The following is a 13,840-nucleotide window of genomic DNA, read 5'->3' as shown; positions in this document are numbered from 1 at the left end:
CAGTGTGGAGTTGCTGGTCAGGCATTGTTGGTTCGTGGTGGGGCGTGAGTTCGTCATCCGGGTCCTGTGACACCGGCACGGACGAATGCGGGAACAGTGCCCGTGACCTGCCGAATGTTGCTCCCGTAGCCCCCGTGGAGCAATTCCCCCGGACCGATTCGCCGGGTCGTCCATAGCACGTGACCCCTGTCGCGCCAAGCCTTCCCGCAACATGGGACGGTCGCAGGTCGAAATGCTTCCGACGCTTGCGCGGCCGGGTCGGGTATTGACAAAGGTCATCGGACCTGCGTGTGTGGCGGGGTATGAGCGATTCATGATTCCCCTGTGATGAACCTTCGCGTAGACGGTGAGCGCAGGCCTTGTTGAAACACATGCCCGTGCAGCAGGTTTAGATGACGTTCCGCATCACCGGGCAAGCTGCGAGAGGGGACTCCCATGTCTGTCAATGCGACCGAGATTCTCAATGCGTTCTTCTTCGACGGCGCCGACACTCCGGTGGAGGGCGACGTCCGGATCGACGTCGTGGACAGCTGGACCACCAGCGACCTGGCGGCGGTCCGGCCCACCACCATCAGCTGGAGCGAGGCCCGGACGGACACCGTCCGCTGACGGAACGCGGCGCGACCGACACGGCGCCGACGACCACGAGCTGATTCACGGGGGAAACGAAGTGACAGACACCGACCTGTGGGTGCGACGGTTCCACCCGGCGGACGCGGCGGCGACCAGGCTGCTCTGCCTGCCGCACGCGGGCGGCTCGGCCAGCTACTTCCTCCGGGTGGCCAGGACGCTCGCACCCGAGGTCGACGTGCTCGCCGTCCAGTACCCCGGTCGCCAGGACCGGCTGCGGGAGCCGGCCCTCACCTCGGCCCACGAGATCGCGGACCAGCTGGTGGCGGCGCTGCTTCCGCTGGTCGACCGGCCGATGGCCGTGTTCGGTCACAGCCTCGGCGCGACCATCGGGTTCGAGGTCGCGCTGCGGCTGCGGCGGGCGGGCGTCAGCCCCACCGCGCTGTTCGTCTCCGGCAGGCGGGCGCCGCACCTGCGCAAGGAGGAGCGGACCCACCTGCGCGACGACGCCGGCCTGATCGCCGACGTACGCGCGCTGGCGGGCACCGACACCGCCCTGCTGGAGGACGAGGACGTGCTGCGGATGGTCCTGCCGGCCATCCGCTCCGACTACACCGCCGCCGAGACCTACGAGTACCGGCCCGGGCCACGCCTGGACTGCCCGATCGTCGCGCACATCGGCGACAGCGATCCGCGGGTGACGCTCGACGAGGCCCGGGCGTGGCGGGAACACACCGACGCCGGGTTCGAGTTCGTCGTCCACCCGGGCGGTCACTTCTATCTCAACGACAACATGTCCGCGGTGCTGCGCAGCATCAGGGCGCACACCCGGTCGCTCAGCCCGGCCCCGCGTGGCGGCGCCACGGTCGCCCACGCCGAACGACCGAGTTGAGTCGCCGGTCGATCCGAGCCTCAGGAGTGTCCGGAGGTGACCACATGGCACTGATCGAGAGAGAACACCTGCTGTCCGACCTGGCCGAGACGTACGCGTCGGCGGCCGAGGGCCAGGGCGGGGTCGCGCTGGTCGACGGCGGCGTCGCCAGCGGGAAGACCCGGCTGGTGAGCGCGGTCGCCGAGGTGGCCGTCGGCGACGGCGCGCTCGTGCTGACCGCGGCCTGCTCGGTCGCGGAGAGCATGATCCCCCTGGGCGTGGTGGGGCAGTTGTTCCACAGCCTCCGGGCCCAGACCACCTCGACCGACCACCTGCCGCTGCTGCGGCGCGACACCGGGCCGGCGATGGACCCGGGGTCCACCACCCTGCGCCACGGCGACGCGCAACTGCTGGAGGACGTCTGTCAGGTCCTCCTCGACGTCGCCGCCGACCGGCCCCTGGTGGTGGTCGTCGACGACGTCCAGTTCGCGGACTCCCTGTCGTTGCAGGCGCTGCTGTACCTGCAACGGCGCATCCGCTTCGCGCGGGTGCTGCTCGTGCTGAGCGGCTGCGTCGGCGCGCGGCCCGAGGCGGCGGCGTTCCGGGCGGAGCTCACGCGACAGCCGCACTGCCGCCACCTGCGGCTGCTCCCGCTGTCGCCCGAGGGCGTCGGTCGCCTGCTCGCCGAGCGGATCCGGCCGGAGACCGCCCGGCGGCTCGCCGCGTCGGCGCACGCCGTCAGCGGCGGCAACCCGATGCTCGTACACGCGTTGCTCGACGACGCCCTGACCGGCGCCGACGGCGACGTCGCGCCGACCGTGGGCGAGTCGTTCGTGCAGACCGCGCTCGCCTGCCTGCACCGCAGCGACCCCCGGCTGCTCGACGTCGCCCGCGCGCTCGCGGTCGTCGGCCCGGCGGCGTCCGCCGGGCTCGTCGCCGGGCTGGTGGGCCTCTGCGCGGCGACCACCCGGCAGGTGCTCGGCGCGCTCGCGGAGGCGGGCCTCACCCAGGGCCACACCTACCACCATCCGGCCGTGCGTGCCGCGGTGCTCGACGACTGCCCGCCGCAGACGCAGGCGGCACTGCGGTCGCGGGCCGCGCGGCTGCTGCACGAGGACGGCGCGTCCGCCGCCGAGGTGACCGCGCACCTGGTGGGCGCCGGCGAGCCCGCCGGGCCCTGGGCCACGCCGGTGCTGGTCGCGGCGGCCGGGGAGGCCGTCGCCGGCGGAGCCGTACGGCACGCCGTCGACTGCCTGGAACTGGCGCTGCGATCCACCGCCGACGCGCGCGAGCGGGCGGCCGTCGAGGCGGCCCTCGTCCGGATGCACTGGCGCGGTGACCCCGAGGCGGTGCCGCGCCACCTGTCGTCGCTGGCGGAGGCGGGTCGTGCCGGTCTCCTCGACGAGGCCGACACGCTCCTGCTCGCCCGGTCGCTCGCGTGGCAGGGCCGGCACGACGAGGCGGCGCAGGCGCTCGCCCGGGTGGGTGACGTCACCGGGCACCCGGATCCGGACCTCGGCGCCGACCACCTCGCCACCCGGGGGTGGCTGCGGCACTGCCACCCGCACGGCGGCGACGGCCCCGGCGACCCCGAACGGGACGCGGCGGTCGACCGCGCCGAGGAGGTGCTGCAACGCGCCCGCCCCGGCGACTCCCTGCTGGTGTCGGTGTGGCACGCGCTGCGGGTGCTGATCCGCGCCGCCCAGCTCGACCGTGCCGCCGAGTGGTGCGAGAAGCTGGCCGAGGAGGCCGAGGCGCACGAGATCACGAGCTGGCGCGCAGTGCTCAGCGACGTGCGCGCCGCAGTGGCCCTGTGCCGCGGCGACCTCGCCGCCGCCGAGCGGCACGCGCGCGACGCGCTGGCCACGATGCCGCCCGCCGCCTGGGGTGTCGCCGTCGGTTCGCCGCTCGCGCACCTGGTGCTCGCCTGCACGATGACCGGGCAGCTCGCCGGGGCCCAGGCGGCCCTGCGGGAGCCGACACCGGCCGCGATGCGGCAGAGCCTGTTCTGGCCGCAGTACCTGCACGCCCGCGGCGTCTACTACGACGCCGTGGACCGGCGGCACGCCGCGGTGGCGGACTTCCAGGCCACCGGCCAGCTCGTCGTGGGCTGGGGCGCCGACGATCCCGGCACGCTGCCGTGGCGGGTGGACCTCGCCCGGCTGTACGTGCGGATGGGCCGGCCCGACCAGGCCCGCAAGCTGGTCACCGAACACCTCGCGCTGCCGGGCGGCGACGCACCCCGCGCGAAGGGCATGGGCCTGCGGGCGTTGGCGGCGGCGTACGCGCCCAAGCAGCGCCAGGTCATGCTGCGCGAGGCGATGGACCTGCTGCACGCCAGCGGGGACCGGCACGAGCTGGCGCACGTCTTCGCGGACCTGAGCCAGACCGGGCACGCCCTGGGCGAGTTCGGGCGCGCCAAGATGATGGGCGCGCACGCGCTCCAGCTCGCCGAGGGCTGCCACGCCGAACTGCTGCGGCGCCGGCTCAAGCCGTCCGACGACACCCTCGACGCCGGGGTGACCGGCGCGAAGGACGGGCTCGCCTCGCTGACCGACGCCGAGCGCCGCGTCGTGAACCTGGCCGCCCGCGGGCACACCAACCGGGAGATCGGCGACCGCCTCTTCATCACCGTCAGCACCGTCGAGCAGCACCTGACGCGGGCCTACCGGAAATTGAAGATCAGCACGCGTACGGAGCTGGTGCACATCGACCCGCCGAAGGGCGCGCGAGGCGCGCGACGCCGGCGCGCCCCGGTCGGCCCACCCTCCGGCGACAAGGAAACCACGATGCGATCGGACAGGACATGACCGTTGCCGAGGAAGAACAGGTCGGTACCCGGGAGCGCACGCTCGCCCGGCAGATACTCGAGCTGGTCTTCCGCTTCCGCCGACTCGAACACGCCGACGACCCGTGCGGGGGGCAGCCGTGCGACGACTGCTTCGCCGTCCACGAGGAGCGGGTGGGTCGCTACCTGCGCAGCGGCGAGCCGCTGCACTTCGTACTGCCGGCGTTCCCCGCGAAGTCCCGCAACCCGGAGAAGGTGGTCGGTGCGCTGCCCGACCTCGGTGAGCGGATCTCCGTGGAGTTCCTCCAGTCCTTCTGCGAGCAGGTCAGCCACTACCACCCGACAGGCGCGCGGATCCTCATCTGCTCCGACGGGCACGTCTTCTCCGACCTGCTCGGCATCCCCGACGAGGACGTGACCGCGTACCGCACGGAGCTGCAACGCATCATCGACCAGACCGGCGCCTCCTCGGTGTCGATGTACTCGCTCGACGACGCCTTCGGGGCGATGCCCTACGACGACATGCGCCGGCTGCTGCTCGACGGGTACGCCACGTCGCTGGAGGACATCCGCGCCGAGGTGCTGACCGACGTGGGCGCCCGGTCGCTGTTCAACGGCATGCACCGGTTCATGCTCGAGGACCAGGCCCCGCTGCACCCCGGCCTGAGCCGGACGAAGCTGCGGGAGCACTGCAAGGAGTTCGCCTACCAGATGATCCGGCGCAGCCGTGCCTGGGGAGACCTGGTCGGCACGAAGTTCCCGCACTCGCTGCGGCTGTCGATCCACCCGCAGCCCCGGCACGCCGAGAAGATCGGCCTGCACCTCATCCGCACCAGGGACAGCTGGCTCACGCCGTGGCACGGCGTCGTCCTCGACGACGGCGTCAACCTCACGCTGGTCAAGCGCAGCCAGGCCGAGAGCGACCGGGCCTCGCTGGTCTGGCGCAACGGCCGGCCGAGCCACTACGTCAACCCCCACTTCCGGCAGGAGGAGTTCGCGTCATGACCAGAGCAGACGAACTGCGGGTCGAGCGGACGTCGCTGGCGCCGTTCGGCACGCTCGTGACGGCACAGCAGGACGGCGCGGACCTGCGCGACATCGCGCCCGCGACGCTGGAGCGCTGGACCGTCGAGTCCAAGGTGGTCGTGCTGCGCGGCTTCCCGCTGCTCGACCGGGAGGACCTCGTCGCGTACTGCGAGGCCTGGGGCGAGGTGCTGACCTGGGACTTCGGCGCCATCCTGGACCTGGTCGTGCAGGAGGACCCGAAGAACTACCTGTTCAGCCGCACCGACGTGCCGTTCCACTGGGACGGCGCGTTCGCGCGGGCCGCGCCGCGGTACTTCCTGTTCCAGTGCGTCGAGGCGCCGGTGCCCGGCGGCGGTGGCGAGACGGTGTTCTCCGACAGCACCGAGGTGATCCGGCGCGCCTCGCCGGAGCTGGTGCGCGAGTGGGCGGCCACGGAGGTCAGCTACCGCACGGAGAAGCTGGGCTACTACGGCGGCGAGACCGTCTCGCCCCTGCTCACCACGCACTCGGAGACCGGCGAGACGATCATGCGGTACGGCGAGCCGCTCGACCCCGAGCGCTACCGCAACCCGGTGTGGGTGTCCGTCGGCGGCCGGTCGGCCGAGGAGGCCGAGCCGTTCCTCGCCGACCTGCGCGACCGGCTGCACCACCCGGACGTCTGCTACCACCACGAGTGGGTCGACGGCGACATCGTCGTGGTCGACAACCAGGCGCTGCTGCACGGTCGCAACGCCTTCCGCGGCAACTCCTCCCGGCACCTGCAGCGGATCCAGATCCTCTGACCACGGTCAGGGCCGCCCACGGGCGCCACCGAAGGTCCTCAACCCGAAGGAAGACACCATGACCGTCGAAGAGGCGCGCACAGGCGTGCCCACCCCGGCACCGGCCATCGCGCGGCGCCCGATCTACCACTCCATCCGCATCCGCCGGGTCGAGTTCCTGCCCGTGATGCTGGCCATCTACGCGATCCCGTCGCTGCTGTCGGTCGACGACATCGGCACCCTCGCGTCGGTCCACTTCGCGCTGGTGATCGTGATGGCGCTGTCCATCATGCACTTCATCGACATGACCAACGCGTACGCCGACCGTGACGTGGACGCCGTCTACAAGACGTGGCTGTCCCAGGCGGTGTACGGGCTGGGGCTGCGCAACGTCCGCTGGCAGATCGCGGCGACCGGCGCGGGCGTGCTCGCCCTCGCGACCTACTTCACCTTCCGCACCGGGCACTGGGACATCCTTCCCCTGGTCGCGTTCACCCTCTGGATCGGCGCCCAGTACTCCATCCCGCCGGTGCACCTCAAGAGTTCCGGCGTGGGGCAGATCCCGGGCCTCGCCGCCGTGCTGATCTGGCTGCCGATGCTCGTCGTCGTACGGTCCGTGCCCGGTGAGCTGTCGTGGCCGCTGCTGGCCGTGATCGTCGGATTCGGGCTGAACCAGGTCGGCATCGTCATGGTCAACACCGCCGAGGACTGGCCGGAGGACGCGGCGTTCGACATCCGCACGTGCGTACGCGCGCTGGGGCTGTCCCGCGCGATGGCCGTCGCGAGCGGGCTCATCGCGGTCGGCGGCACCACGGTGTGCGTGTCGGTGCTCGCCATCGGCGGGTTCACCTGGGGCGCCGTGCCGATGATCGCCGCCATCGCGTTCGCGCTGGTGCACGTGTCGGGCACCTGGCGCGGCGTGCGGGGCAAGCCCCTCGCGGACGCGCTGGCGTTCCTGCGGCCCCGGGCGAAGCTGGTGCCGCTGCAGGTGGCGAGCACCGGGTGGGGAACCGTGATCGCCGCCGCCTTCGCACAGGCGAGCTGAATCCCGGTGGGGAGGGACACCATGGCGCAGGTCGTGCTGCTCGACGAACAGGGACGTCCCGTCGGCGCCACCGAGGGCGCGACGGTGCACCACCTGCGTACGCCGTTGCACCTGGCGTTCTCCTGTTACGTCTTCACCAGCGACGCGAGGCTGCTGCTCACCATGCGCAGCGACCGGACGCGTACCTGGCCGGGTATCTGGACGAACTCGTGCTACGGGCACCCCGTGCCCGGGGAGCCGGTCCCGGCGGCGGTGACCCGCACCGTACGCGCCGAACTCGGTCTGGCGGCGCCCGCGCCGGAGCTGGTCCTGCCCGCCTTCCGGTACCGCGCGGTGATGGACAACGGGGTGGCGGAGAACGCCGTCTCCCCGGTGTTCCGGGTGGTCACCGACGAACGTCCCACCCCCGACCCGGCCGCCATCGGCGACTTCGAGTGGGTCGACTGGGCGGACTTCGTGTACGCGGTGGGCACGGGGGACATCTCGGTGTCGCCGTGGTGCCGGCTCCAGGTCGCCGAGCTCGTCATGCTCGGCGACGATCCGACGCGGTGGCCCACGGCCGACGAGTGTCTCCTGCCCGGCGGGGCGTTGACGGCCACCGGCTGAGCGGCGCGCGGCGGCCGTACCCACCGGCTGGGGTGGGCACGGCCGCCGCGCGCTCGTCGTCGCCCGGTCACGACCCGGCGCGGACCGTGGCCCGCACCGTGAACGTGCCGCCCTCCCGCCGGGTGAGCAGCGTGCCTCCCGCGTCCCGCAGCCGGTCGGCCAGCGCCGGCAGCCCGCTGGCGGCGATGTCGGGGCCGTCGTCGGCGCCGTCGTTGACGACCGTCAGGCGTGCGCCGGACGCCTCGCGGGCGATCTCGATCGTGCACCAGCGCGCCCTGTCGTGGCGCAGGACGTGGGCGCCCGCCTCCCGCAGCACGGCCACCAGCGGCTCGGTGAGCGCGGGCGGCAGGTCCCGCTTCGGCTGCGTCACCGAGCACCGTAGGCCGGAGTCGCGCAGTCCCCGGGCCACCGCGTGCGCCTGCTCACGCAGGCCGACGGCGCGGTAGCCGTGCACGGCCTCGCGCATCCGGGCCAGCGCGGACGCCGCGAGCGCCCGCATCTCGGCGGTCTCCTGTCTGGTCCGTTCCCCGTCGACCAGCGCCAGCCGCGACGCCAGCTCGGCCTTGAGGACGATCGCCGACAGCTCGTTGGCGAGCAGGGCGTACACGTCCCGGGCGCACCGCAGCCGCTCGTCGGCCGCCGCCAGGCGGGCCACGGCGTCGCGTCCCTCCCGGGCCTGCGCCTGGAACGTCCACAACCACAGGTGCAGCACGTTCCACACCGCCACGCACAGCCCGAGCACGACGGTGACGGTCACCGCGTCGCGCACGGGGCCGCCGAGCCACCAGGCCGTCGCGGCGGTCACCAGCACCGTCCCGGCCATCAGGGTCACCGCGTACCGCGGCGGCAGGAGCAGCGGCGCCGCCCCGGCGAGCGCCGCCCCCACGAACGCCCAGCCCCGCCCCGGGGTGGCGCCGAACGGCCCGACGAGCGGGGCCGACAGCACGACAGCCACGGCGCAGCCGGCGAGCAGCCGCCGGCCGTTCGCCGCCGCCGACCACGGCGGGACCGACCGGTACAGCGCGCCGGCCAGCGCCACGACCAGGAGCAGCGTCCCGAGCGAGGCGAGCACGATCCCGCGCGGGTCGGGCTCCTGACGCAGCTCCAGGGCGGCGAGCAGGACGCACGCCGCGATCCCGCTCGCGGCGGCCGCCAGGACGTACCACCGGGCCTGGCGCATGCCGGGGGTCGACACGGCGTGCGCCGGCCGGGTCCCGGTGACCATCAGCGCCACGGCTTCCGGCGGACGTGACGCGTGCCGGGCGCGGCTGGCACGCGCGGCCCGGCCGGCGGGGCCCCGCCTGTCGTCTGCCGTACGTCGGTCGACACGAAACGCAGTATATCGATCACGCTCTGTTCGTGCCCAGGTGGCGGCCGGCCGCGACCGGGCCGCGGGTCGACGCCGACGCCGTCGGTCGCCGGAACCGCCCTGCGACTCCGTGCCGGACGCAACCCCGAACCCGTTCCCGTCACGCGACGTGTCCGGATGCCACCCGTCGCGGCGTCACGGTCGGCACCGGGAGAACCGCGCCGGTGAACCGTGCCCGATGCGCGCCAGGAGCGCCGAGGCGGTTTCGGAAATTGTGCGTTCCATCGCCTCGAAATCGTTTCCGCCATCGCTCGGTAATTTGCGCGGCAGCGCTGCGTCGATCGGTGTTGTGCGTGATTGCGGTCGATGGTTCGACTCGGCTAATTTGCAGTCACGAAATGCCTCTCCTCTCTGGAGGCTGCTGTGTCCTCATCCGTCGGAATTCTGGGCACCGGATCCTGGGTGCCCACGCGAGCATTGCCGAACGAGGAAATCGCGCGTCGCGTACCGGGAGCGAGTCCGGAATGGATCGTGCGTCGGACCGCCATTCGTTCGCGCCGTTTCGCCGCGGCGGAGGAGGCCACGTCGGACCTCGCCGTACGGGCCGCGACGCGCGCGCTGCGGGACGCGGGCCTCGGCGTCGACCGCGTCGACTACCTGATCGTCTCGACGTCGACGCCGGATCACCCGCAACCGCCGACGGCCTGCCTGGTGCAGGACCGCCTCGGCGCGTACGGGGCCGCGTGTCTCGACGTCAACGCGGTCTGTGCGGGCTTCGTGCACGCCCTGGTGCTGGCGCAGTCGCTGGTGGCGGACCGACCGGGCACCCACGCCCTCGTGGTCGGCGCCGACGTGTACTCGCGCATCCTGGACTTCGACGACCGGCGTACCGCCGTGCTGTTCGGTGACGGCGCCGGTGCGGCCGTCGTGGGGGCGGTGCCGGCGGGACGCGGCGTCGTCGAGTACGAGCTGGCCAGCAGGGGCGACGCCGGGGACCTGATCCGGGTGGCGGCGGGCGGCAGCCGGCTGCCGGCGTCGGCGGGCACCGTGGCGGACGGCGGTCACTTCTTCCGCATGCACGGCCGTGGCGTCAGCGAGCTGGTCCTGCAGGAGCTCCCGCCGTTCGTGGACAAACTGCTGGCCAGGGCGGGTTTCAGCGCGGCGGACGTCGCGCACGTCGTGCCGCACCAGCCCAACGGCCTGCTCCTCGACGAGCTGGTACGCGCGTGCGGCCTGAGCGCCGCACAGACGCACCGCACCGTGGAGGAGTACGCGAACGTCGGCAGCGCCTCGGTGCCGCTCACCCTCGACCACGCCCACCGGGCCGGCCTGCTCCGCGACGGCGACCTCGTCCTCCTGCTGGGGTTCGGCGGGGGGATGTCGTTCGGGGCGTGCCTGCTGCGCTGGGGCGGGGCGCCCGGCCCGCCACGGGAACGGGGGACGGTCCCCCACGCCGGATCCGATCGCGGGAGGGCCACGTCGCGTCCCCTGCCCGCTTCCACGCCAACCCTGTCGACACAGGACGGTCATCAATGAAAACCCTGACGAAACTCGGCGCGTTCGCGCTCGCCCTGGTGCTGGTGCTCGGGAGCGCCTACACCGTCGGCCGCGTGGTCGGGCCCCCACCAACCGCCGTACCCGCACCCGCGGCGGCCGCGAAGCCGGCCGCCGCGGCCGCGGAGGAGTCCTCGTACGGCCTGGCGCTCTCCCACGAGAGCATGAGCCTGAAGGTGCTCACGGACAACGTCCGGGCGGGCACGAAGCAGACCTTCGCCTTCCAGATCCTGCAACACGACGGTACGCCGCTGGTGAAGTACAAGCCGCAGCACGAGAAGCTGATGCATCTCATCGTGGCGCGGCGTGACCTGACGAACTTCCAGCACGTGCACCCCAACCTCGGCTCCGACGGCGTGTGGCGGGTGCCGCTGACCTTCGCGGCGGCCGGCGAGTACCGGGTCTTCGCCGACTACATGCCGCTGTGGGGCATCCACGGCGAGACGCTCGGGGCGGACGTCTCCGTGTCGGGCGACTACCGGCCGGAGGCGCTCCCCGCGCCTGCCAGCACCGCGACGGTCGACGGGTACACGGTGACCCTCGCGGGCGAACTCGCGCCGGGCAAGGACGGCAAGCTGACGCTCAGCGTCGCGCGCGACGGCAAGCCGGTCACCGACCTGGAGCCGTACCTGGGCGCCTTCGGGCACCTCGTCGCGCTCCGCGACGGCGACATGGCGTACCTGCACGTGCACCCCGAGGGCACGCCGGGCGACGGGCAGACCGCCCCCGGCCCGGACATCCAGTTCCACGCCACCGCGCCCACCTTCGGCGACTACCGGCTGTTCCTGGACTTCCAGCACCAGGGCGTCGTGCGTACGGCGGCCTTCACCCTGCGCGTGGACGGCCCCAACCCGCCCCCGCACGGCCTGAGCGAGGAGGCGTTCGCGGCGGCCAAGGCCCGCAACGAGGAGGCCGTGCGCAACGGCGGAGCCGCTGTCCCCGCCGACACGTCGGGCGGCAGCACGGGGGAGGGCACGCAGCATGGCCACGGCTGAGAACCACCTGGAACTGCTGATCGGCGGCATGACCTGCGCGGCCTGCGCGGCGCGCATCGAGAAGCAGCTCAACGCGATCGACGGGGTGGAGGCGACCGTCAACTACGCCACCGAGAAGGCGAAGGTGCTGGTCACGCCGGGGGTCTCGCGGGAGCGGGTGATCGCCGCCGTCGAGGAGATCGGGTTCACGGCCCGGCCGGTGCAGCCGCCCACGGCGGTGGCGGCGGACGCCCCGGACCCGGCGGCCCTGGAGGAGGCCGAGCACGACCGCGAACTGCGGATGGCCCGCCACCGCCTCTGGGTCGTCGCGGTGCTGGCGGTGCCGGTCATCGCGATGTCGATGTTCTCCCAGCTCCAGTTCGAGTACTGGCAGTGGGCCTGCCTGACGCTGAGCGCGCCGGTCGTCGTGTGGGGGGCGTGGCCGTTCCACCGGGCCGCCTTCGCCAACCTCCGGCACGCCGCCGCCTCGATGGACACGCTGGTTTCGGTGGGCACGCTCGCCGCCTTCGCGTGGTCGCTGTACACGCTGTTCCTCGGCACCGCCGGCGAGCCCGGCATGCGGCACCCGTTCCGGATCACGCTGGAGCGGACGCCGGGCGAGGGCAACATGTACCTGGAGGTCGCCGCGGGCGTGACCCTCTTCATCCTCTGCGGCCGGTACTTCGAGGCCCGCGCGAAGCGCCGCTCCGGCGCCGCGCTGCGCGCGCTGCTGTCGCTGGGCGCCAAGGACGTGACGGTGCTGCGCGACGGCGCCGAGACGACCGTGCCGATCTCGGCCCTCGCGGTCGGGGACCGGTTCCTGGTGCGGCCGGGGGAGAAGGTGGCGACCGACGGCGTCGTGGAGGAGGGTTCCTCCGCCGTCGACGCGAGCATGCTGACCGGCGAGTCCGTGCCCGTCGAGGTCGGGCCCGGCGACGAGGTCGTGGGGGCCACGGTGAACGCCGGCGGGCGGCTCGTCGTACGCGCCACGCGGGTGGGCGGCGAGACGCAGCTCGCGCAGATGGCCAAGCTCGTCGAGGAGGCGCAGACCGGCAAGGCCGACGTCCAGCGGCTCGCCGACCAGGTGTCGGCCGTGTTCGTGCCCGGGGTGATCGCGCTGTCGCTCGCCACGCTGGGCTACTGGCTCGGCTCCGGCCAGCCGGCGGCGGCCGCGTTCACGGCGGCCGTGGCCGTGTTGATCATCGCCTGCCCGTGCGCGCTGGGACTGGCGACGCCCACCGCGCTGCTGGTCGGCACCGGCCGGGGCGCGCAGCTCGGCATCCTCATCAAGGGGCCGCAGGTGTTGGAGTCCACGCGGACCGTCGACACCGTGGTGCTCGACAAGACCGGCACGGTGACCACCGGCGAGATGTCCGTCGTGGAGGTCGTGCCCGTCGACGGCGAGAGCGACGTCCAGCTGCTGCGGCTCGCCGGTGCCCTGGAGGCCGCGTCCGAGCACCCCATCGCCCGGGCGGTCGTCGCGGGCGCGCGGGAACGGTGCGGGGAACTGCCCGCCGTCGCGGACTTCTCCAGCGAGACCGGCGTCGGCGTGCGCGGCACGGTCGACGGGCACGAGGTCATCGTCGGGCGGGCGTCGCTGCTGGGCGCGTGGGCGCAGGTGCTCCCCCCGGAGCTGACCAGCGCCAGGGCGACGGCCGACGCGGCGGGCCGTACGTCGGTGATGGTCGGGTGGGACGGCGCCGTGCGCGGGATGCTGGTCGTCTCCGACCGGGTCAAGCCCAGCAGCAGGGCGGCGGTGGCGCAGTTCACGCGGCTGGGGCTGCACCCGATCCTGCTGACCGGCGACAACGCGGCCGTCGCGGCGGCGATCGCGGCGGAGGTGGGGATCGACGACGTGGTCGCCGAGGTGCTCCCCGCCGGCAAGGTCGATCTGGTCAAGCGGCTCCAGGCCGACGGCAAGGTCGTCGCGATGGTCGGTGACGGCGTCAACGACGCCGCCGCGCTCGCGCAGGCCGACCTGGGCATCGCGATGGGCACCGGCAGCGACGTGGCGATCGAGTCGGGCGACCTGACCGTGGTCCGCGGTGACCTGCGGGTCGTCGCGGACGCGATCCGGCTGTCGCGCCGCACCCTCGCCACGATCAAGGGCAACCTGTTCTGGGCCTTCGCGTACAACGTCGCGGCCATCCCGCTCGCGGCGAGCGGACTGCTCAATCCGATGCTGGCGGGTCTGATCATGGCCGGCAGCTCGGTGTTCGTGGTGTCGAACAGCCTTCGGTTGCGGCGGTTCAAGGCGTTGGCGGGCAACGAGCTCCCGGACCGGGCCGACCCGGTCGAGGCGGCGCGCCCGCCGATGGTCACCGCCTCCTGACGCG

The 13,840-nt window shown here is 73.2% G+C and carries 11 protein-coding genes; 10 read left to right on the top strand and 1 reads right to left on the bottom strand.

Annotated elements, in window-relative coordinates; translation table 11 throughout:
- Positions 1 to 435 precede the first annotated feature (435 nt).
- From ACGFIR_RS30630 to idi, 7 genes are all read left to right on the top strand, one after another.
- The gene (locus tag ACGFIR_RS30630; RefSeq protein WP_393148786.1) at positions 436 to 609 is read left to right on the top strand and encodes a hypothetical protein; all 174 of its coding nucleotides are present in this window, start codon (positions 436 to 438) and stop codon (positions 607 to 609) included.
- A 61-nt stretch (positions 610 to 670) separates the two neighbouring features.
- Positions 671 to 1,462 carry a thioesterase II family protein gene (locus tag ACGFIR_RS30625; RefSeq protein WP_393148784.1) on the top strand — a complete coding sequence of 264 codons (792 nt, stop codon included), beginning with the start codon at positions 671 to 673 and terminating at the stop codon, positions 1,460 to 1,462.
- Between the two features lie 44 nt (positions 1,463 to 1,506).
- Complete coding sequence (locus ACGFIR_RS30620; RefSeq protein WP_393148782.1) at positions 1,507 to 4,251, top strand: AAA family ATPase; 2,745 nt, start codon at positions 1,507 to 1,509, stop codon at positions 4,249 to 4,251.
- Positions 4,248 to 5,234 carry an L-tyrosine/L-tryptophan isonitrile synthase family protein gene (locus tag ACGFIR_RS30615; RefSeq protein WP_393008429.1) on the top strand — a complete coding sequence of 329 codons (987 nt, stop codon included), beginning with the start codon at positions 4,248 to 4,250 and terminating at the stop codon, positions 5,232 to 5,234. The genes ACGFIR_RS30620 and ACGFIR_RS30615 overlap by 4 nt, the downstream gene beginning before the upstream one ends.
- The gene (locus ACGFIR_RS30610; protein ID WP_393008431.1) at positions 5,231 to 6,037 is read left to right on the top strand and encodes a TauD/TfdA dioxygenase family protein; all 807 of its coding nucleotides are present in this window, start codon (positions 5,231 to 5,233) and stop codon (positions 6,035 to 6,037) included. The genes ACGFIR_RS30615 and ACGFIR_RS30610 overlap by 4 nt, the downstream gene beginning before the upstream one ends.
- Positions 6,038 to 6,095: 58 nt before the next feature.
- Entirely contained in the window at positions 6,096 to 7,061 is a 966-nt protein-coding gene (locus tag ACGFIR_RS30605) for a UbiA family prenyltransferase (protein WP_393008433.1), read from the top strand.
- Between the two features lie 21 nt (positions 7,062 to 7,082).
- Entirely contained in the window at positions 7,083 to 7,667 is a 585-nt protein-coding gene (idi, locus tag ACGFIR_RS30600) for an isopentenyl-diphosphate Delta-isomerase (protein WP_393008435.1), read from the top strand.
- A 67-nt stretch (positions 7,668 to 7,734) separates the two neighbouring features.
- On the opposite strand, the gene ACGFIR_RS30595 is transcribed toward idi, so the two are convergent.
- The gene (locus tag ACGFIR_RS30595) at positions 7,735 to 8,892 is read right to left on the bottom strand and encodes a sensor histidine kinase (RefSeq protein WP_393148788.1); all 1,158 of its coding nucleotides are present in this window, start codon (positions 8,890 to 8,892) and stop codon (positions 7,735 to 7,737) included.
- A gap of 507 nt (positions 8,893 to 9,399) precedes the next feature.
- On the opposite strand from ACGFIR_RS30595, the gene ACGFIR_RS30590 reads away from it, so the two are divergent.
- The 3 genes from ACGFIR_RS30590 to ACGFIR_RS30580 are packed head-to-tail and all read left to right on the top strand — an operon-like array spanning position 9,400 to position 13,836.
- The gene (locus tag ACGFIR_RS30590; protein ID WP_393148780.1) at positions 9,400 to 10,512 is read left to right on the top strand and encodes a 3-oxoacyl-ACP synthase III family protein; all 1,113 of its coding nucleotides are present in this window, start codon (positions 9,400 to 9,402) and stop codon (positions 10,510 to 10,512) included.
- On the top strand, positions 10,509 to 11,525 hold the full coding sequence (locus ACGFIR_RS30585) for a hypothetical protein (protein ID WP_393008440.1): 1,017 nt from the start codon (positions 10,509 to 10,511) through the stop codon (positions 11,523 to 11,525). Before ACGFIR_RS30590 ends, ACGFIR_RS30585 begins: the two co-directional genes overlap by 4 nt.
- Positions 11,512 to 13,836, top strand: coding sequence for a heavy metal translocating P-type ATPase (locus ACGFIR_RS30580; protein WP_393008442.1), 2,325 nt, complete (start codon positions 11,512 to 11,514; stop codon positions 13,834 to 13,836). Before ACGFIR_RS30585 ends, ACGFIR_RS30580 begins: the two co-directional genes overlap by 14 nt.
- Positions 13,837 to 13,840: the final 4 nt, after the last annotated feature.

The organism is Micromonospora sp. NPDC049051, from assembly GCF_043197575.1.
Classification (GTDB): domain Bacteria; phylum Actinomycetota; class Actinomycetes; order Mycobacteriales; family Micromonosporaceae; genus Micromonospora.
The sequence above is the reverse complement of the archived record's forward strand: the minus strand, read 5'-3'. Positions and strand labels throughout refer to the sequence as shown.

Excerpts from the sequence above, each read along its gene's own strand:
- ACGFIR_RS30585 (WP_393008440.1), top strand. The coding sequence starts at position 10,509 with ATGAAAACCCTGACGAAACTCGGCGCGTTCGCGCTCGCCCTGGTGCTG.
- ACGFIR_RS30595 (WP_393148788.1), bottom strand. The coding sequence starts at position 8,892 with ATGGTCACCGGGACCCGGCCGGCGCACGCCGTGTCGACCCCCGGCATG.
- ACGFIR_RS30620 (WP_393148782.1), top strand. The coding sequence starts at position 1,507 with ATGGCACTGATCGAGAGAGAACACCTGCTGTCCGACCTGGCCGAGACG.
- ACGFIR_RS30615 (WP_393008429.1), top strand. The coding sequence starts at position 4,248 with ATGACCGTTGCCGAGGAAGAACAGGTCGGTACCCGGGAGCGCACGCTC.
- ACGFIR_RS30610 (WP_393008431.1), top strand. The coding sequence starts at position 5,231 with ATGACCAGAGCAGACGAACTGCGGGTCGAGCGGACGTCGCTGGCGCCG.
- ACGFIR_RS30630 (WP_393148786.1), top strand. The coding sequence starts at position 436 with ATGTCTGTCAATGCGACCGAGATTCTCAATGCGTTCTTCTTCGACGGC.
- ACGFIR_RS30580 (WP_393008442.1), top strand. The coding sequence starts at position 11,512 with ATGGCCACGGCTGAGAACCACCTGGAACTGCTGATCGGCGGCATGACC.
- ACGFIR_RS30605 (WP_393008433.1), top strand. The coding sequence starts at position 6,096 with ATGACCGTCGAAGAGGCGCGCACAGGCGTGCCCACCCCGGCACCGGCC.
- idi (WP_393008435.1), top strand. The coding sequence starts at position 7,083 with ATGGCGCAGGTCGTGCTGCTCGACGAACAGGGACGTCCCGTCGGCGCC.